Genomic DNA, 18,703 nt, shown 5'->3' with positions numbered 1-18,703 from the left:
CCTACCGCTTGCCCAGCAAGCGCAGAAAGCTACAACTTCAGGAGCACGGCGCCCCAGGTGAAGCCGCCGCCCACACCTTCGAGCAGCAGGGTCTGCCCCTTCTTGACCTGACCGGTGCGCACACCGTGGTCGAGCGCCAGGGGAATGGACGCCGCCGACGTATTGCCATGCTGGTCCACCGTGACCACCACCTTGTCCATGGGCAGCTTGAGCTTTCTGGCGGTGCTTTGCATGATGCGGATGTTGGCCTGGTGAGGAATCAGCCAGTCGATATCTGCTTCGACCAAGCCCGTCTTGGCCAGCACGGCATGGGCTGCCTTTTCAAGCACCCCGACCGCCAGCTTGAACACGGCCTGTCCGTCCATCTTGAGCAGTGGGTCGCCCAGCACCTGCCCACCCGAGACACCGCCCGGCACACACAGGATGCCGACATGCTTGCCGTCGGCATGCAGATCACTCGACAAGATGCCGGGCGTGTCTGACGCCTCCAGCACCACAGCGCCGGCTCCGTCGCCAAACAGCACACAGGTCGTGCGGTCGTTGAAATCCAGGATACGGCTGAACACCTCCGAGCCGACCACGAGTGCGCGGCTGGCTCCGCCGGACTGGATCATGGCGTCGGCCACCGCCAGCGCATACACAAAGCCGCTGCACACGGCCTGCACATCGAAGGCGGGACAGCCATTGGCACCCAGCTTGTTCTGCAGGATGCAAGCGGTGGAGGGGAACACCATGTCCGGTGTGGACGTGGCCACGATGATGAGATCGATGTCCGTGGGTTGCAGGCCCGCCGCCTGCAAGGCATTGCGTGCGGCTTCCAGCCCCAGGTCGCTGCTGCCGACATCGGGCGCGGCAAAGTGGCGCGCCCGGATACCGGTGCGTTCCACGATCCATTCGTCCGAAGTTTCGATACCGCGCTGGCCCAATTCAGCTACCAGATCGGCGTTGGTCAACCGGCGCGGGGGCAGATAGCTGCCGGTACCGGTAATGCGGGAGTAGCGTCTCATCAATGTCTCGTCGTCGCCGCTACGCCAGGTTGGGTCTGGGCATCTGCGGGCGCGAGGAGCGGGGCCGCATGCGCAATCCGGGTCCGGACGCGGTCGAGCAGGTTGTTGCGGGCTGCATCATACGCCCGGTTCAAAGCCTGCTCGAAAGCCATTGTGTCCGCCGATCCGTGGCTCTTGAAGACCAGTCCGCGCAGCCCCAAAAGCGCCGCACCGTTGTAGCGCCGGTAGTCCATACGCTTCATCAGCGCTTTTAGGACCGGATAGGCCACGATGGCAGCCATTTTGGTGAAAATGTTGTGCGAGAACTCGGCCTTCAGGGCGCCGATGATCATGGACGCCACACCTTCGCTCGCCTTGAGGGCCACGTTCCCCACAAATCCGTCACATACCACGATGTCGACAGTACCCTTGAAGATGTCGTTGCCCTCGACATTGCCAAAAAAGTTCAGATCGCCGGCGTTGCCAGCAGATCGCAGCAGTTCACCGGCTCTTTTGATGACTTCGCTGCCCTTGATGACTTCTTCACCGATGTTCAGCAAGCCGACGGTGGGCTCGCCACCCTCTTGAAGGGCCGACACCAGCGCGGAGCCCATCACCGCGAACTGCAGCAGATGCTCGGCCGAGCAGTCCACATTCGCACCCAGGTCCAGCACCGTGGTGGCACCGCCCAAGGCATTAGGCAACTGGGTGGCGATCGCAGGGCGGTCGATGCCGTCCAGGGTTTTGAGGAGATAGCGGGCAATCGCCATCAGTGCGCCGGTATTGCCGGCTGACACGGCAGCCGCGGCAGCCCCGTCCTTGACCTGCTGGATGGCAACGCGCATGGAAGAGTCTTTCTTCTTGCGCAGGGCCACTTCCACCGGGTCGTCCATCGCCACCACCTCGGTGGCGACAACGACCGTGGCCCGATCGTGCGAAAACGACTGCAGGCTGTCCGCCAGGCCGACGAGCAGCAGGCGAGCATCCGGATGATTGTCGAGAAACTGACGGCACGCCGCGAGCGTGACGCGGGGGCCATGGTCGCCCCCCATGCAGTCAACAGCCAGTGTGATCATGGGCGACTAGTCTGACTGGCCGTGGGCCAGCGATGAAATGCAATAACCAAAACAAAGGCCCGCGCTACGCTTTCAGTAGCAACGGGCCTGTGGATGGTGCGAAGGTCAGGCTTCGGACTTGTTCTTCAGCACCTGGCGACCACGGTAGAAACCGTTGGGGCTGATGTGGTGACGCAGGTGGGTTTCACCGGTGGTGGGTTCCACTGCAATGCCTGGCACATTCAGGGCATTGTGCGAACGGTGCATACCGCGCTTGGAAGGGGACTTTTTGTTTTGCTGAACGGCCATGATGGCTCCTGGTCTGAATAGGTTGGTAAATACGCGATCAGCCCATAAAGACACGAGGGGATTCGCGTGAAGCCCTCGATTATAACCCAAATGATTTTGGGGGCTGTCTATACCCTTTCGGGCGACTCATCCTCCACATGTCGGCACAAGGCGACAGCCTGGTCGGCAAGCCCCTTCGCGCGGCTCACTGCCCCTTGGTGTCCTTGCGCAAACCCGCCAAGGCCGCGAAGGGATTGGGCTTGTCGGCACTGGCTTCCTCGAAGTCGTCGTCGGTCGATGCCATGGGCACCGAGGTCGGGCATTCGTCGTGCTTGGGCACCACGGGCAGCGCCATCAGCAGTTCGTCTTCGATCAGCTCGCGCAGGTCGAACTCGCGGGTCATGGCGAGCAGGTCTTCCTCGCTCTCGTCGTCCAGCGCTTCAGCGGTGGCCTCGTCGGCCACGAAGCGGAACTCGCGGTCGACCTCCAGGGGCACGTCCACCGGCGTCAGGCAGCGCTGGCATTCCATGGGGAAGCTGGCGGTGACCTTGATGCGCAGCCATACCTGCCCCATACCGCCCAGCGCGGTGCGCACCTCGCCCACGGCTTCCCAGTCCACCATCAGGTCCGGGTGCAGGCCTTTGGCCTCCTGGGCCAGGCGCTCGTACTTCAAAAGTGATTCGTGGCCCGACAGCCGCCCGCCCGCCTGTGCAAAGGCTTTCACGTCCAGGCGTTGAGGGGAGAATTCCTTGGTCATGGCGGCAGTGTAAGAGAATCGGCGCATGCTTCAATCCCCTCCCTTGCAACGCCCTCTGGTATTGGGCTCGACCTCGCGCTACCGCCGTGAATTGCTGGAACGGCTGCGTCTGCCGTTCGACGTGGCCGCCCCCCATGTGGACGAGACCCCCGAGCCCGGCGAAGCCCCCCGCGCCCTGGCGCTGCGGCTGGCCCTGGCCAAGGCCCGCGCCGTGGCGCAGCAGCACCCCGAGGCCGTCGTGATTGGATCGGACCAAGTGGCCGACCTGGCGGGCACGCCGCTGGGCAAGCCTGGCGAACACGAACGCGCCGTCCAGCAACTGCGCCAGATGCGTGGGCAGACGGTGATTTTCCAGACGGCCGTGGCCGTGGTGTGCGCAGCCACGGGGTTCGAGCAGGTCGACCTGGCGCCGGTGGAAGTGAAATTCCGAGACTTGTCCGATGAAGAGATCGAGCGCTACCTGCGCGCCGAGCAACCCTACGACTGCGCCGGCAGTGCCAAGAGCGAAGGCCTGGGCATCGCGCTGCTCGACGCCATCCACAGCGACGACCCCACGGCCCTCATCGGCCTGCCGCTGATCCGCACCTGCCGCATGCTGCGCGCCGCGGGCCTGGTGTTGCCGTGATCAAGCACCCCCTGAGGCGCTTCGCGCCTTCCCCCTCTCCTTCGGGAGGGGGACGCACCCGGTGGCCTGGCAAAGCCAGTTCCACGGGTGCACTGGCATGGACCGCGTCCAATTCTGAGTCCTCGGACCCTGAACAACGCACTAAATACTCCCAATGAAAACAAAAACCGGAACCCTGTTCCTGGTACCCGCCCCGCTCGACTTTGGCTGCGACACCACCGCCCCGCTGCAGGACGCCCTGCCCGACAGCACCCTGCAGACCGCCGCGCGCCTCACGCACTGGGTGTGCGAGAACGCCAAGAGCACCCGCGCCTACCTCAAGCGCATCGATGCACTGCACCCGCTGGCCGCCCCCCTGCAGCAGCAGCAGATCACCGAACTGCCGCGCGAGGTGCACAAGAAGGGCGACCACGGCGACAAGGGCTCCGCGCCGTTCGACGCGCGCCCCCTGCTGGCTGCCGCGCTGGCGGGGCACGACATCGGCCTGGTCAGCGAGGCTGGCATGCCTGCCGTGGCCGACCCTGGGTCATCCGTGGTGCGCGCGGCGCACGATCTCTCCATCCGCGTGGTGCCGCTGGTCGGACCGGTGTCGCTGCTGCTGGCACTGGCGGCCAGCGGGCTCAATGGGCAGAACTTCGCCTTCGTGGGCTACCTGCCGCAGGATGCGCAGGAACGCACCCAGCGCATCAAGGAGCTGGAGGGTCTGGCCCTGAAAACCGGCCAGACCCAGCTGTTCATCGAGACGCCCTACCGCAACGCGGCGCTGTGGCAGGCCCTGGTGCAGGCGCTGCAGCCCCACACCCGCCTGGCCCTGGCCAGCGGCCTGACGCTGCCGGAAGCCCGCATCCAGAGCCAACTGGTCCGCCAATGGCGCCAGCAGCCCGCGGCACCGGACAACCGCACACCTGTCGTGTTCGCGCTGGGCCGGTAAAAAAAGCAGCGTGCAACAGCGCACGACGGCGCACAGCACCATGGAGCCACACCCATGAAATACATCGTCACTACTATTTTTATAGCTGCCAGCGCTTATGGAGCAAGCGCCAGCGCCATTATTCGCTGTGAAATGGATGGCAAGCCCCTCAACGTCTCCAACGGCGCGGAGCTGGCGGGCAAGTCGGGGCTGGTGCGATGCCGGGAAGAAGACACCGGCCACCTGCAGCGCGAGCAAGAGCTGCGCAACGGCAAGTTCATTGGCCAGGAGCGCATGTTCGACCGCGAGGGCCGGCTGCTGCGTGAGCGCACGGTGAACGAACGCGGCAACAGCCACGGTCGGGTGGCGGAGTTCTGGCCCAACGGCCAGGTGCGCCGCGAGGAAACCGCCGACAACGGCCGCACCCAGGGCACTGTGCGCCGCTTCGACGCCACGGGCCGGGTGGAGCGCGTGTCGTTTCATGGCGAGGGGCAAGAGCTTTTCCATGTCGAATACAACAGCAAGGGCCAGCCCATGCGCCTGCTGTGCCCGCGCAGCAGCGTGCTGCCCGACGACCGCAAGCTCTGCGGCTTCGCCGGCGCCACCGACACCGAGCTGTTCGCCGAGAGCGGGGCGCGGTCTGCGCAGCTGCGCTACGACCAGGGCCGCCTGCTGAGCGCCACCGAGTGGTCCAGCGACGGCGTCGTGTCGGCCCAGCAACTGGTGGTGGACGGCCGGCGCGTGCACAAGAGCTTCTACACCGAGGGCGGCAAGAGCGTGCTGCGCGAGGAACGTGTCTTCAACCCCGACGACCGCACGCTGCGCGACACGCGCGGCCAGCTTTTCAGGGCCAGACGCTATGGCGCATCAGGCCAGCCTATCGAGCAACGCAGTTTCGAAGACGGCCGCGAGGTACAGGTGGAACGCTGGTACCTGAACGGGTCCGTGCGCGAGCGCAGCACCGTCAGCGGCAGCGGCAAGGACGCCCGCCAGCTGCGCGAGATGTACCGCGACGACGGCAAGCTGGCACGGCGCGAGCAGCTCAACGCGGACCAGTGGCCCGTGGGCACGCAGCAGGCCTTCCACGAGAACGGCCGGCTGGCGACGGAGGAGCAGTACTCCACCCCCGACGCGCGGGGCCGCACACGCCTTACGGCCCGCAAGCAGTGGGATGAATCCGGCAAGCTGATCGCCGACGACACCATCCTGGAAGACGGCTCCCGCCAGCGCAAAGCTGCCGGAACCGACAGCTGATACGGGCCTGCCCCAAAAAAAATAACCCCGCGCAACAATGACGTTGCACGGGGCTGGAAGGCTTGATGGTTGCCCGGTTGCGCGTCTGGATGCGCGTCAGGTGACCGACTCACCGGCCACTGCAACGCTATAAAGCGCGGGCGCCGTGGCGCTCAGCCGCTCAGCCGCTCAGCGCAGCTGAGGGCCGGCCCAGGCCAGCGACTTCACCGCGCCCACACCGATGGCCGCGCCAAAGCGCTTGACCAGGCGCTCCGCCACGTTGTCGCGGCGGGTGTAGTCGATGATTTCCTCGGCCTTGACCACTTCACGGGCCACGTAATCCAGATTGCCCAGCTTGTCGGCCAGGCCCATTTCCACAGCCTGCTGGCCGGTCCAGAACAGGCCGCTGAAGGTATCGGGCGTGGTCTTGAGGCGGTCGCCACGGCCTTCCTTCACCACAGCGATGAACTGCTGGTGGATCTGGTCGAGCATGGTCTGCGCATAGGCACGCTGCTTTTCGGTCTGCGGGCTGAACGGGTCGAGGAAGCCCTTGTTCTCGCCGGCCGTCAGCAGGCGGCGCTCCACGCCCAGCTTTTCCATGGTGCCGGTGAAGCCGAATCCGTCCATCAGCACACCGATGCTGCCCACGATGCTGGCCTTGTCCACGTAGATGTCGTCCGCGGCCGCCGCGATGTAGTACGCGGCCGAGGCGCAGGTTTCTTCCACCACCGCATAGATCGGCTTGCCGTGCTTGGCCTTCAGGCGAACGATCTCGTCGTTGATGATGCCGGCCTGCACCGGGCTGCCACCGGGCGAGTTGATGAGCAGCACCAGTGCCTGGGAGCCCTCGTCTTCCAGCGCGCTGCGCATGGCGGCCACCACGAACTCGGCGCTGGCTTCGGCCCCGGCGGCGATTTCGCCCTTGATGTCCACCACCGCGGTGTGGGGCGAGGTCTTGCTGGCGCTGGGCGATGCCTGGCGCAGCGCCATGAAGGCGATGGCGGCGATCAGCACCAGCCAGGTCAGGCGAAAGAAGATCTTCCAGCGGCGCGCACTGCGCTGCTCATTGAGGGTGGCAAAGGCCAGCTTTTCCAGCGTGGCGCGCTCCCAGCCGGGTTCACGCGATGAGTCGCTCACAGATGCTCCTGAGTTTGTAGCTGATTGCGCCCACAGATCGGGCGCGGGGTTGCTCTTGGGGTCAAAGCCCGACGAACCGGGCTGTTGGGAATCGGTGGTCATGTCATGGGTCCTGGCACGGTGCAGCGGGCGCGGCCGGCGGCGGCATCGGGCCTGTGGGGAGGGTTTTCAGAACGCGATGGGCTGCAGATGGTGGTCAGTATGCCAGTGCACTGCACCATCGCTTTCCGTCAAAGGGATTTTGACCAGCCCGCCCCGGCACGGCCCGCCTGCGCATTCGCCCGTGCTGGGCAGGTAGGCGGCTCCGTGCGTGGCGCACAGCAGCCACTGGCCGGTGTCATCGAAAAAGCGGTTGGCCTGGTAGTCCATCTCCATCGGCACGTGGGTGCAACGGTTGAGATAGGCATGGGGCTCGCCCCGGTAGCGGATGGCAAACGCCCGGCAGGTCTGGCCTGCGTACACCACATCGAAAGGCACCGCCAAGCCGCCGTCGACCAGGTCGCCGCTGCCGCACAAGGGAATCATGCTGTCGGTGGCCATGGCAGTCAGGCGTTGTCCAGCAGCCAGTCGTGCAGCTCGCGCACCGAATGGGCCACGTGCAAGGGCTTGAGCGCATCGAACACCTCGGGCTCGTGCGCGCCGTAGCTCACGCCCACACTCGCGCAGCCGGCGTTCACCGCCATCTGCAGGTCGTGGGTGGTGTCGCCGATCATGAGCAGGCGCCCCGGCGCCACGTCGAACTCGGCCATCAGCTCCTGCAGCATCAGCGGATGGGGCTTGCCGGCCGTCTGGTCTGCGGTGCGCGACCCGTCGAACATGCCGCGCAGTTGCACGGTGTGCAGCACCTCGTCCAGCCCGCGGCGGCTCTTGCCCGTGGCCACGGCCAGCAGGTGGCCGCGCTCGCGCAGGTCGTTCAGCAGGGGCAGCACGCCCTCGAACAGGCTCAGGTCGTCCTGGTGCTGCACGTAGTGAAACCGGTAGCGGTTGGCCAGGTCGGTGTAGCGCTCGGGCGGAACATCGGGCGCGGCGTGGGCCAGGGCCTGCATCAGCCCCATGCCGATCACGTAGGCGGCATCCTTGTCGGACGGCACGGTGCCGCCCACATCGCGCACCGCCTCTTGAATGCAGCGCACGATGATGGCGGTGGAGTCGAACAGGGTGCCGTCCCAGTCGAAGGCGATGAGGTCGTAGCGGCGGGGGCGGAAGCTGGAGGCGGGCATGGGCGGTGTCACGCCTGGTCGGGCGCTGGGGTCACGAAGTCAGCCAGTTCGGGCGGCAGTTCGGCATTCAGCGCCACGCGCTCGCCCGAGGCGGGGTGGTTGAACTGTAACCGCCACGCATGCAGGAACATGCGCTTCATCCCCAGCTTCAGCAGGCGTTTGTTCAGGTCGAAGTCACCGTACTTGTCGTCCCCCACGATGGCATGCCCCTGGCTGGCCAGGTGCACCCGGATCTGGTGGGTGCGGCCGGTCTTGATGGTCACTTCCAGCAGGGACATCACCGGCAGGCCCTGGGCCTGGCGCGCAGGGATCGTGCTGCGCACCTTCACCAGCGTGATGGAGCGCATGCCGTCCGGGTCGTCCTCCGTGGTCACGCGCACACGGCGCTCGCCGTCGGCCTGCAGGTATTTGTGCAGCGGCAGGTCGATGACCTTCTTGTTGGCCGGCCAGGCGCCGGTGACGAGCGCCAGGTACGTCTTGCCGGTCTCGCGCTCGCGGAACTGGTCCTGCAGGTGGGTGAGCGCCGAGCGCTTCTTGGCCACCAGCAAAATGCCCGAGGTGTCGCGGTCGAGCCGGTGCACCAGCTCCAGAAACTTTGCCTGCGGGCGTGCCTGGCGCAGCTGCTCGATCACGCCAAAGCTCACGCCGCTGCCGCCATGCACCGCCACGCCGGCGGGCTTGTCGATGGCGATGACATGCTCGTCTTCGAGCAGGATCGGGAATTCGCGCGCGGGCGCGGGGCGCTCGGCCTTGTCGGCCACCTTGTCGGAGATGCGCACCGGCGGCAGGCGCACCACGTCGCCCGCCTCCACCCGGGTGTCGGCGCTCGCACGGCCCTTGTTGATGCGCACCTCGCCGCTGCGGATGATGCGGTAGACGTGCGTCTTGGGCACGCCCTTCAAATGGCGTATCAAAAAGTTATCGAGCCGCTGGCCCGCGGAGTCTTCGTCGACCTCCACCATGCGGACTGCGGGAAGCCCCGCAGCCGCTGCGGGCGGTTTGGCCCCTATAATGTGTTTCACCTGCGCGTTGTCATGTAAGTGGTTGATTTGTCTGGAGTTTAGTCCACACAGCCCTTGCCCCACGTTCAGGCACGTCGATGCCAACGGGTGTCGTGCACGCAGATTGCAGGCCAGATGCCTGTGGTGGCCTGCACAGCGCGCGGCGGGCTGACAGATTGAAACACTGATACGGAATCCCAGAAGCTGGCAGATGCACCCCACCCGGGCGCCACCTGCCAGCGGATCGAAGCGAGCATGTGGTTGTTGATGGCATGGATGGTGACCTTGTGGCGGAGGCTGCGGCCTTTGGCTGCACGCACAAAATCGCCCTCAGCGCCCAGCCAGCAAGCGCAACCAGCTACTCTTTTGCTAGCAAAACTGCGCTCCTACCACTCGCCCCCATCCACGCGCCCCTGCCTCACGATGCTGCGCTAGAGCGCTGCAGATCATTGGCATCCCCGGCAATTCCCTTCGTTTCGATGCGTCAGTCCAGGCATTCACAGCTCCTGTAGAGCTTGTTGTATTGGTTTGGAAACTGTGGGCGGCAGCCCGCGCAGCCCTCCCTGTCGGAAGGTGAGCTGCACCGCTGCCGTCCGCGAAACACGGAAGGAATCGCATCATGAAGCGGATGCTCATCAACGCCACGCAGCCCGAAGAACGGCGCCTGGCCATCGTCGACGGACAAAAGCTCCTCGACTACGAAATCGAGATCGAAGGGCGCGAACAGCGCAAGGGCAACATCTACAAGGCCGTCGTCACCCGCGTCGAGCCCTCGCTGGAAGCCTGCTTCGTCGACTACGGCGAAGACCGCCACGGCTTCCTGCCGTTCAAGGAAATCTCGCGCAGCTACTTCGCCCCCGGCGTCTCGCCCAGCCAGGCACGCATCAATGAAGTGATCCGTGAAGGCCAGGAGCTGCTGGTCCAGGTCGAGAAGGAAGAGCGCGGCAACAAGGGCGCGGCGCTCACCACCTTCGTCTCGCTGGCCGGCCGCTACGTCGTGCTGATGCCCAACAACCCCCGCGGCGGTGGCGTATCGCGCCGCATCGAGGGCGAGGACCGCGCCGAGCTCAAGGAGGCGATGGACCAGCTCGAATACCCGAACGGCATGTCCATCATCGCGCGCACCGCAGGCATCGGCCGCACCGCGCCCGAGCTGCAGTGGGACCTGAACTACCTGCTCAAGCTGTGGACCGCCATCGACGGCGCGGCCAAGGGCGGCAAGGGCGCCTTCCTGATCTACCAGGAATCGAGCCTCGTCATCCGCGCGATCCGCGACTACTTCAACAACGACATCGGTGACATCCTCATCGATACCGACGACATCTACGAGCAGGCGCACCAGTTCATGGCGCACGTCATGCCCGAGCATGCCGCCCGCGTGAAGCGCTACCGCGACGACGCCGCGCTGTTCAGCCGCTTCCAGATCGAGCACCAGATCGAGTCGGCCTACGCCCGCACCGTGCAACTGCCCTCGGGCGGCGCCATCGTGATCGACCACACCGAAGCGCTGGTTTCGGTGGACGTGAACTCGGCCCGCGCCATCAAGGGCGGCGACATCGAGGAAACCGCCACCCGCACCAACCTGGAAGCCGCCGACGAAGTGGCCCGCCAGATGCGCCTGCGCGACCTGGGCGGCCTGATCGTCATCGACTTCATCGACATGGAAGAGTCGAAGAACCGCCGCGAAGTGGAAAACCGCCTGCGCGACGCGCTGCGCCAGGACCGCGCCCGCGTGCAGTTCGGCACCATCAGCAAGTTCGGCCTCATGGAAATGAGCCGCCAGCGCCTCAAGCCCGCCCTGTCCGAAGGCTCCTCCATCCCTTGCCCCCGTTGCGGCGGCTCGGGCCACATCCGCGACACGGAAAGCTCGGCCCTGCAGATCCTGCGGATCATTCAGGAAGAGTCCATGAAGGACAACACGGCTGCCGTGCACTGCCAGGTGCCGGTGGAAGTGGCCTCGTTCCTGCTGAACGAAAAGCGCACCGAGATCGCCAAGATCGAACTCAAGCAGCGCGTGGCCGTGCTGATGGTGCCCAACAAGACGCTGGAAACCCCCAACTACCGCCTGGAGCGCCTGAAGCACGACGACCCGCGTCTGGACCACATCGAAGCCAGCTACAAGCTCGCCGAAGAAGTGGAAGACCCGACCGCCGTGACGCGCCGCTCGCAAGAGCCGACCAACAAGCAAACCCCCGTCATCAAGGGCGTGCTGCCCGATGCGCCCGCCCCCATGGCCGAGCCTCGCCCCGAAGGTGCGGCCCGCCCGCCGCGCGCCGGCCAGCCACCGCGCCATGGCGCAGGCACAGCCGCACCCGCACCCGCCCCGGCACAAGCCCCTGCGGCGGCACCCGCCCCCGCAGCACCGCAGGAGCAAGGCTTCTTCGCCTGGCTCAAGAGCCTGTTCGGCTTTGGCACCCCACCAGCCGCAGCCCCGGCACCCGTGGCAGCCCCGGCGCCCGCCCCAGTCGCTGACACCACCAGCCGTGGCGAGCCCCGCCGCGACGGACGCAACGGCGAAGGCCGCGGCCGTGGCCGTGGCGGCCGCGACGGACAGCGCGAAGGCGGTGGTCGTGACGGCAACCGCGAAGGCAACGGTGAAAACCGCCGCCCCCGTGGCGAGCGCCCGGCCGAAGGCCGCGGCCCCCGCGACGCTGAGGGTCGCCCACAGCGTGACGCAGAACGCCGCCCCGAAGGCGAAGGCCGCGAACCCCGCGAAGGCGGCCGCGAACCCCGTGAAGGCCGCAATGGCCGCGACGGTGGCCGCAGCCGCCGCGACGCCGAAAGCCGCAACCAGGCCGCTGGCATGAACGGTGACAACACCGCAGCGCAAGCCCAGGTGGAAGGCCCGAACGGCCCCGGCAACGGCTCCGCTGCCGATGCAGCACCCGGCCAGCAGCCCCGTGGCGATCGCGGCCCACGCCGTGAACGTGGCGAGCGCGGCAACCGCGGCGAACGCGGCCCCCGCAACGCCGAAGGCCAGGAAGCCGGCGCAGCAGGCTCGGCACCGGTGGCCGGCGACTTCGTCGACACCTCGCCCCTGACCGCGCTGCCCGACCTGGACCTGACCGGCAACGAAACCGCAGGCAATGGCCATGGCAACGGCGGCCCCGTCAGCGAAGAGCAGCGCCGCGAGCGCCGTTCCCGCGACCGCTATGGCCGTGACCGCCGCGAACGTGGCGACCGTGGCCCCCGCGACAATGCCGACGCCGCTAACGCAGCTTCGACCATGCTGGACTTCGACCCCACCGTGGCCACGCCGCAAGACGCATCTGTGTCCGCATCCGCAGCCCCTGTGGCCGCAGCCGCTGGCGATCAGGACGAGCAGCCCCGCCGCAGCTACTTCAGCGCAGCAGTCCCTGCCGCACCTGCAGACGCCGCACCCGCGGTGGCAGTGCCCACAGCGTCTGCAGTGCCCGCCCCGGTGACAGCACCTGCTCAGGTGGCACCTGCCGCCGCGGCGCCCGCTCCTGTGGCTGCGCCCGCACCTTCACCTGCACCAGCTCCGGTGGCAGTGGCACCCCGGGCAGCCGCACCCTCGGCAGCCCCCGCTGCCGCAGCCGCAGAGTCCATGCCCCGTGTGACAGCCTTCACGCTGCCCGTGAGCGACCTGCAGCAGGTTGCTGCCTCGTCGGGCCTGCAGTGGGTGAACTCGGACGCAGACAAGATCGCTGCCGTGCAGGCCGCCATCGCTGCCGAGCCAACCCCCATCCGCGTGCCGCGCGAGCGCCCACCCGTGGTGGTGCTGGACGAAGGCCCGCTGGTGCTGGTGGAAACCCGCCGCGACCTGTCGGACCTGACCCTGCCGTTCGAGAAGCCGCCCGCGGCCTGATCGCGGCTTCGGCCCCAAGTCACGCTGGCACAGCGTGACCCCGAAAAAGGCGGCTCTCTGGGCCGCCTTTTTTCATGGGCGCGGGGCGGCCCACCGAAATCACCCTGGCCCGCGCCAAAGCCCGCCCCAGCAGTTACCATTTTGTCCGTCGCCCCGCAGCCCTGCCGCCAGGGCGACCGCCCCCTGCCCCATGGTTGCCGCATCGCCGATGCAGGCAGCCTGCCGCACCCGCCATCCGACCCTTCGACCACCCGCCCGGCCCTGCCCATGCTGTTCCTGCTCTCGCCCGCCAAGTCGCTCGACTATGACACGCCCCTGCCCGAGGGCCTGCCGCACACCACGCCGCAGTTCGTGCCGCAGTCGACAGCCCTCATCGACGTGCTGCGCACGCATTCGCCGCAAAGCATTGCCTCGCTCATGGACCTGAGCGACAAGCTCGCCGCGCTCAACGTGGCCCGCTACCAGGCGTGGCGCCCGCGCTTCACGGCCACCAACTCGCGCCAGGCGGCACTGGCCTTCAACGGCGACGTGTACGACGGCCTGCAGGCCCGGTCGCTGTCCGCCGAGGACCTGGCCTGGGCCCAGGGCCATGTGGCCATCCTGAGCGGCCTGTACGGCGTGCTGCGCCCGCTGGACCGCATGCAGCCCTACCGTCTGGAGATGGGCACGCGCCTGGCCACCGAGGCCGGCAGCAACCTGTATGACTACTGGGGCAGCCAGATTGCCGAGCACCTGAACACCCGCCTGCGCGCCGACAAGACGCCCGTGGTCATCAACCTGGCCTCGCAGGAATACTTCAAGGCCGTGGACCGCAAGGCGCTCAAGGCGCGCGTCATCGACTGCGTGTTCGAAGACTTCAAGGGCACCGACTACAAGATCATCAGCTTCCATGCCAAGCGCGCACGCGGGCTGATGGCGCGCTACGCCATCACCCACCGCGTGGCGACACCGCACAAACTGGAAGGTTTTGACCTGGACGGCTATGCTTTCGCCCCCGGGGCCTCCTCGCCGGAGCGCCTCGTCTTTCGCAGAGGATGAGGGCATGGCCCTGAGCGGCTTCGCCGCCTTTCCGTTGCCCCTTGGCCGCACAGCGCGCGTGCAGGGGGACGACGGCGTCCCTGGCCCGGCACAGCCCGCCACCGTGCGCGTGCCGGCCTCTGGTTGTGCCTGTTGTATGGAGAGCTGATATGACGACCGCCCAAACGATCACCCCTGAACTGCGCCGCTGGATCATCGAGCAGGCCCAGGCCGGCTATGCCGCGCCGGTGGTGCTGAAGTCGATGCGCGATGCCGGCTGGGACGAAGACGTGGCTGCCGATGCCATGGAAGTCACGCTGCAGGACCACCTCAACGAGCTGGCTGTGCAGCAAGGCCAGCCCAGTGCGGTGCCGGTGCCCGAGCCGCAGCTGGGCGACTCGCCCGCGCAGGTGGATTGCGGCGACCGCGTGGTCCCTGTGCTGCTGGCCATGGCCCAGCCGCGCATCGTGGTGTTTGGCAACCTGCTCTCGCCCGAAGAGTGCGATGCGCTGATCGCCCTGGCAGAGCCGCGCATGGCGCGCTCCCTCACGGTGGCGATCAAGACCGGCGGCGAAGAGATCAACGACGACCGCACCAGCGATGGCATGTTCTTCCAGCGCGGCGAAGGCGAACTGCTGCAGCGCATCGAAGAGCGCATTGCCCGCCTGCTGAACTGGCCCATAGAAAACGGCGAAGGCCTGCAGGTGCTGCACTACCGCCCTGGCGCAGAGTACAAGCCGCACTACGACTACTTCGACCCGGCCGAGCCCGGCACGCCCACCATCGTCAAGCGCGGCGGGCAGCGCGTGGGCACGCTGGTGATGTACCTGAACACGCCCGAGAAAGGCGGCGGCACCACCTTCCCCGACGTGCATGTCGAGGTCGGGCCGCAGCGCGGCAACGCCGTGTTCTTCAGCTACGAGCGCCCCCACCCCTCCACCCGCACCCTGCACGGCGGCGCCCCGGTGATCGCTGGCGAGAAGTGGATCGCCACCAAGTGGCTGCGCGAGCGCGAATTCAAGTGAAAATTTGAATAAAACAGCCCCTACCGCTTGCCCCATAAGCGCTAGCAGCTATTAAAAACATAGCAAACCAACTGCCACCGTCCACGGGCACCGCATGAACACCCCAGAACAATCCCAACTCGGCAAATCCTCTGCCTACATCGACCAGTACGACGCATCGCTGCTGTTCCCCATCCCTCGGGCGGGCAAACGGGCCGAGATCGGCGTCACCGGCGCAGCCCCCTTCTTCGGGGCCGACCTGTGGACGGCGTTCGAGCTGTCGTGGCTCAACCAGCGCGGCAAGCCGCAGGTGGCGCTGGCGCACATCACCGTGCCGTGCGAGACGCCCAACATCGTGGAGAGCAAATCCTTCAAGCTGTACCTGAACAGCTTCAACAACACGCGCTTTGCCGATGCGGCCGAGGTGCAGGCACGCATCCGCACCGACATCAGCGAAGCCGCCTGGCGCGGCAGCGAGCACCCGGCCACCGTGGGTGTGCGGCTCATCGGCCCCGAGCTGTTCGACCAGGAGCCCGTGCACGAGCTCGACGGCCTGAGCCTGGATCGCCTGGACGTGGAATGCACGCAGTACCAGCCCGCCCCCGAGCTGCTGACCGCCGAAGTGGGCCAGCCGCCCGTGACCGAGGTGCTGACCAGCAACCTGCTCAAGAGCAACTGCCTGGTGACCGGCCAGCCCGACTGGGGCAGCGTGCAGATCAGCTACAGCGGCCCGCAGATCGACCAGGAAGGCCTGCTGCAGTACCTGGTGAGCTTTCGCAACCACAACGAGTTCCACGAGCAGTGCGTGGAGCGCATCTTCATGGACGTGTGGACCCGCTGCAAACCCATCAAGCTCACGGTGTATGCGCGCTACACGCGCCGCGGCGGGCTGGACATCAACCCGCTGCGCACCAGCCACCCGCAAGGCCTGCCGCGCAACGTGCGCACGGCGCGGCAGTAGCCCTGCTGGGGACCCCCGATGGGTCGGCATAAAAGCACTTGAAACCGTTCACGCTGAGCTTGTCGAAGCGCCGCGCAAGGCTTCGACAAGCCTCTCCTGAGCCTGTCCTGAGCCTGTCGAAGGGCTCAGCCCGAACGCATTGTTCGAGTGCAACGGGACCGGCCCCCTAAAAAAGCGGTCGGGTGTGGGGGTCCGCTTCGCGCACCCGGCTCGCGCGCGGCTCCGGGGGGCCGTCCGGCACCTCACCCACCCGCTCCAGCGTGCCCACACGCACGCCCAGCAAGCGCAGCTTCCGGTCGAGCGGCACGCGCTTGAGGCACAGGCCCGCCGTGCGGCGGATGGTGGCGGCGTCCTGGGTGTAGCGGTCCAGCGTCTGGTCGCGCGTGGCGATCTTGAAGTCGTCGTAGCGCAGCTTGATGCCGATGGTCTTGCCCACATAGCCCTTGCGCTGCAGGTCGCCCGCCACGCGCTCGCACAGGTCGGTGAAGATGGCCGACAGCTCCGCCCGGTCGCGCACGGCGTGCAGGTCGCGGTCGAACGTCGTCTCGCGGCTCATGCTCACCGGCTCGCTCTCGGTCACCACCGGGCTGTCGTCGCGGCCCCAGGCCACGCGGTGCATCCAGGCACCGCTGGACTTGCCAAAGCGCGCAATCAGCCAAAGCGGGTCCTGCGCGGCCAGCTCGCCGATGGTGTGGATGCCCAGGCCCGCCAGCTTCTCGCCCGCCTTGGGGCCGATGCCGTTGATCTTGCGCACGTTCAAGGGCCAGATCTTCGTCTGCAGGTCGTCCTCGTAGACGATGGAGATGCCATTGGGCTTGTTGAACTCGCTCGCCATCTTGGCCAGCAGCCGGTTGGGCGCCACGCCGATCGAGCAGGTGAGCCCCGTCACGTCGAAGATGCTTTTCTGGATGAGCCGCGCCAGTACGCGGCCCCCTTCGCGCTGGCCGCCGGGCACGTCGGTGAAGTCGATGTACACCTCGTCCACGCCCCGGTCCTGCATCACCGGCGCGATGTCGGTGATGGTGCTCTTGAACAGGCGCGAGAAACGCCGCACCTCGTCAAAGTCCACCGGCAGCACGATGGCCTGCGGGCACAGCCGGGCCGCCTTCATCATGCCCATGGCCGAACCCACGCCGAACTGGCGCGCAGGGTAGGTGGCCGTGGTGATCACGCCGCGGCCCACGTAGTCCTTGAGCAGCGGGAAATCCTCCACCGGGATGAAGCGCCGCTCGCGCTCCTCGGTGCCGTCCGGGCCGCGCAGCAGCAACTCGTCCACCTTGCGCCGCCCGCCGCCGATGACCACGGGCAGCCCCTTGAGCTGCGGGTAGCGCAGCAGCTCGACCGACGCGAAGAACGCGTCCATGTCCAGGTGTGCGATGCGGCGCAGGCGGCCAGTGGATGCCGTGGCGGCAGATGGCGCGTCAGCAGATGAAGGCGCAGAGGCGTCGGGCGAAGGATCGGTCACACCCGCTATTTTGCGCGGTGTCTGCGCCGCAGGCGGGGTGCAGGCCTATCCTGCGGCCCCCGCCATTCCAGCCTACCGCTTGAACAGGCCGGCGGCCGAGTTCTTCCACTTGTCCACCGCCTGGGCCCCAGCGGCCAGCAAGGGCGCAGCGGCGTCCGCAGCACCTGCACCGGCACCAGCGCTGGCGGTGGCGGTGGCGCCAGGCTGCGGCAGCGCAGCCGTATCGCCGCCCGCAGCCTCGTCGCCGGGCGCGGCCAGTGCAGCAGGTGCAGCGGCCAGCTGCGGCACGTCACGGCGGTAGTTGCCCGCCAGAATCTCGCGGTACTGCTCGCCGCCCGCGTACTCCTTCAGGGCCTTCAGGCGCACCGGGATGAAGGGGTGCGTGGTGCTGGAGTTTTCCATGATGGACACCAGCTGCACCAGCTTGTTGACCTCCTTGTGGGCCTCGGTCTGTGCGATGGTCTCTTCGATGTTGCGCTCGTCTTCGTAGCCCGTGACCTTGCCCGACAGCTTGGCCAGCGCGCTCAGGCCGGGCCCCAGGTTCTGCAGGCACAGCAGGCCCGCGCGGTCGCAGGTGAATTCGGCCCGGCGGTACCACTCCCAGTACGCCAGCAACAGCGGAATGCGCAGCATGCCCACGCCAGGGATCGGCACGACCGACGCGAAGATGTCCCAGTAGCGGATGAGCATGTCGCCCAGCTGCCGGTACAGCCCGTGGGCGGCCTTGATGTGGCCCACCTCGTGGCCGATGACGAAGCACAGCTCGTCGGGCGTCAGGGCCTCCACCAGGCCGCTGTGCAGCACGATGCAGGTGCGCCGCTGGCCCGACGTATAGGCGTTGAGCTCGGGGTTGGTGGTGATGTACACATCCGGCACCTTGCACGACAGGATGGCGCAGCAGCGCTCCACCAGCGCATACAGCGAGCCATAGTTGTTGGCACTGATGCGCACCATCTGCTCGTTGTTGTTCAGGTGCGTGATCTGCTCGGAAAAATTGGCGTCCAGCCACGACAGCAGCTGCCCCGCGCCCGGAATGCCCTTGAGCGCCGCCAGGGCCTCCTGGTCGCCCGGGTAGGTGAACGATGTGTACGAGATGTCGGTCAGGATCACCTGGTTGCTGGCATACACCAGGGCGTCGGCATGTTTGTGGGCGGGCATGGGAACGTGTGAAATGGATGGGGACGTGGATCATTCCACGCCCCACGGTCCCACCCG

Annotated in this window: 17 protein-coding genes; 7 read left to right on the top strand and 10 right to left on the bottom strand. The window is 67.0% G+C overall.

Annotation, left to right across the window (positions count from 1 at the left end; translation table 11 throughout):
• Positions 1-29 precede the first annotated feature (29 nt).
• From ACSQ3N_RS08200 to ACSQ3N_RS08185, 4 genes are all read right to left on the bottom strand, one after another.
• Positions 30-1,007 carry a beta-ketoacyl-ACP synthase III gene (locus tag ACSQ3N_RS08200; RefSeq protein WP_436146030.1) on the bottom strand — a complete coding sequence of 326 codons (978 nt, stop codon included), beginning with the start codon at positions 1,005-1,007 and terminating at the stop codon, positions 30-32.
• A complete protein-coding gene (plsX, locus tag ACSQ3N_RS08195; RefSeq protein WP_056162092.1) occupies positions 1,007-2,062 on the bottom strand; it encodes a phosphate acyltransferase PlsX in 1,056 nt (351 codons plus the stop codon). Before plsX ends, ACSQ3N_RS08200 begins: the two co-directional genes overlap by 1 nt.
• 105 nt (positions 2,063-2,167) lie before the next feature.
• Positions 2,168-2,350, bottom strand: a complete 183-nt coding sequence (gene rpmF / locus ACSQ3N_RS08190; RefSeq protein ID WP_005794249.1) for a 50S ribosomal protein L32 — start codon at positions 2,348-2,350, stop codon at positions 2,168-2,170.
• 184 nt (positions 2,351-2,534) lie between these two features.
• Positions 2,535-3,086, bottom strand: a complete 552-nt coding sequence (locus tag ACSQ3N_RS08185) for a YceD family protein (RefSeq protein ID WP_056162089.1) — start codon at positions 3,084-3,086, stop codon at positions 2,535-2,537.
• Positions 3,087-3,111: 25 nt separating this feature from the next.
• Between ACSQ3N_RS08185 and ACSQ3N_RS08180 the strand changes: the two genes are divergently transcribed.
• From ACSQ3N_RS08180 to ACSQ3N_RS08170, 3 genes are all read left to right on the top strand, one after another.
• Positions 3,112-3,711 (top strand): Maf family nucleotide pyrophosphatase, encoded by a 600-nt coding sequence (locus tag ACSQ3N_RS08180; protein WP_056162087.1) that lies wholly within the window; start codon positions 3,112-3,114, stop codon positions 3,709-3,711.
• A 154-nt stretch (positions 3,712-3,865) separates the two neighbouring features.
• Positions 3,866-4,642 carry an SAM-dependent methyltransferase gene (locus ACSQ3N_RS08175; RefSeq protein WP_056162085.1) on the top strand — a complete coding sequence of 259 codons (777 nt, stop codon included), beginning with the start codon at positions 3,866-3,868 and terminating at the stop codon, positions 4,640-4,642.
• A gap of 54 nt (positions 4,643-4,696) precedes the next feature.
• Positions 4,697-5,875, top strand: a complete 1,179-nt coding sequence (locus tag ACSQ3N_RS08170; RefSeq protein WP_235507231.1) for a toxin-antitoxin system YwqK family antitoxin — start codon at positions 4,697-4,699, stop codon at positions 5,873-5,875.
• Between the two features lie 168 nt (positions 5,876-6,043).
• On the opposite strand, the gene ACSQ3N_RS08165 is transcribed toward ACSQ3N_RS08170, so the two are convergent.
• From ACSQ3N_RS08165 to ACSQ3N_RS08150, 4 genes are all read right to left on the bottom strand, one after another.
• The gene (locus ACSQ3N_RS08165) at positions 6,044-7,093 is read right to left on the bottom strand and encodes a S49 family peptidase (RefSeq protein ID WP_056162080.1); all 1,050 of its coding nucleotides are present in this window, start codon (positions 7,091-7,093) and stop codon (positions 6,044-6,046) included.
• A gap of 66 nt (positions 7,094-7,159) precedes the next feature.
• Positions 7,160-7,531, bottom strand: a complete 372-nt coding sequence (locus tag ACSQ3N_RS08160; protein ID WP_056162078.1) for a Rieske (2Fe-2S) protein — start codon at positions 7,529-7,531, stop codon at positions 7,160-7,162.
• Between the two features lie 5 nt (positions 7,532-7,536).
• A complete protein-coding gene (locus ACSQ3N_RS08155) occupies positions 7,537-8,211 on the bottom strand; it encodes an HAD family hydrolase (protein WP_056162076.1) in 675 nt (224 codons plus the stop codon).
• A gap of 8 nt (positions 8,212-8,219) precedes the next feature.
• Positions 8,220-9,233 carry an RluA family pseudouridine synthase gene (locus ACSQ3N_RS08150; RefSeq protein ID WP_056162074.1) on the bottom strand — a complete coding sequence of 338 codons (1,014 nt, stop codon included), beginning with the start codon at positions 9,231-9,233 and terminating at the stop codon, positions 8,220-8,222.
• A 598-nt stretch (positions 9,234-9,831) separates the two neighbouring features.
• Between ACSQ3N_RS08150 and ACSQ3N_RS08145 the strand changes: the two genes are divergently transcribed.
• The 4 genes from ACSQ3N_RS08145 (at position 9,832) to queF (ending at position 16,023) form a co-directional block, all read left to right on the top strand.
• Positions 9,832-13,041, top strand: a complete 3,210-nt coding sequence (locus tag ACSQ3N_RS08145) for an Rne/Rng family ribonuclease (protein WP_056162072.1) — start codon at positions 9,832-9,834, stop codon at positions 13,039-13,041.
• Positions 13,042-13,308: 267 nt separating this feature from the next.
• On the top strand, positions 13,309-14,079 hold the full coding sequence (gene yaaA / locus ACSQ3N_RS08140; protein WP_056162612.1) for a peroxide stress protein YaaA: 771 nt from the start codon (positions 13,309-13,311) through the stop codon (positions 14,077-14,079).
• 149 nt (positions 14,080-14,228) lie between these two features.
• On the top strand, positions 14,229-15,083 hold the full coding sequence (locus tag ACSQ3N_RS08135) for a 2OG-Fe(II) oxygenase (protein ID WP_056162070.1): 855 nt from the start codon (positions 14,229-14,231) through the stop codon (positions 15,081-15,083).
• A gap of 94 nt (positions 15,084-15,177) precedes the next feature.
• The gene (gene queF, locus ACSQ3N_RS08130) at positions 15,178-16,023 is read left to right on the top strand and encodes an NADPH-dependent 7-cyano-7-deazaguanine reductase QueF (RefSeq protein WP_056162069.1); all 846 of its coding nucleotides are present in this window, start codon (positions 15,178-15,180) and stop codon (positions 16,021-16,023) included.
• A gap of 166 nt (positions 16,024-16,189) precedes the next feature.
• Here the strand turns inward: queF and ACSQ3N_RS08125 are convergent, their stop codons facing one another.
• Both ACSQ3N_RS08125 and ACSQ3N_RS08120 read right to left on the bottom strand, forming a co-directional pair.
• Positions 16,190-17,386, bottom strand: coding sequence for a Y-family DNA polymerase (locus tag ACSQ3N_RS08125; protein WP_436147933.1), 1,197 nt, complete (start codon positions 17,384-17,386; stop codon positions 16,190-16,192).
• Between the two features lie 174 nt (positions 17,387-17,560).
• On the bottom strand, positions 17,561-18,646 hold the full coding sequence (locus ACSQ3N_RS08120) for a M48 family metallopeptidase (protein ID WP_436146029.1): 1,086 nt from the start codon (positions 18,644-18,646) through the stop codon (positions 17,561-17,563).
• Positions 18,647-18,703: the final 57 nt, after the last annotated feature.

It is taken from the genome of Acidovorax sp. LjRoot194, assembly GCF_964253015.1.
Classification (GTDB): domain Bacteria; phylum Pseudomonadota; class Gammaproteobacteria; order Burkholderiales; family Burkholderiaceae_C; genus Acidovorax.
The sequence above is the reverse complement of the archived record's forward strand: the minus strand, read 5'-3'. Positions and strand labels throughout refer to the sequence as shown.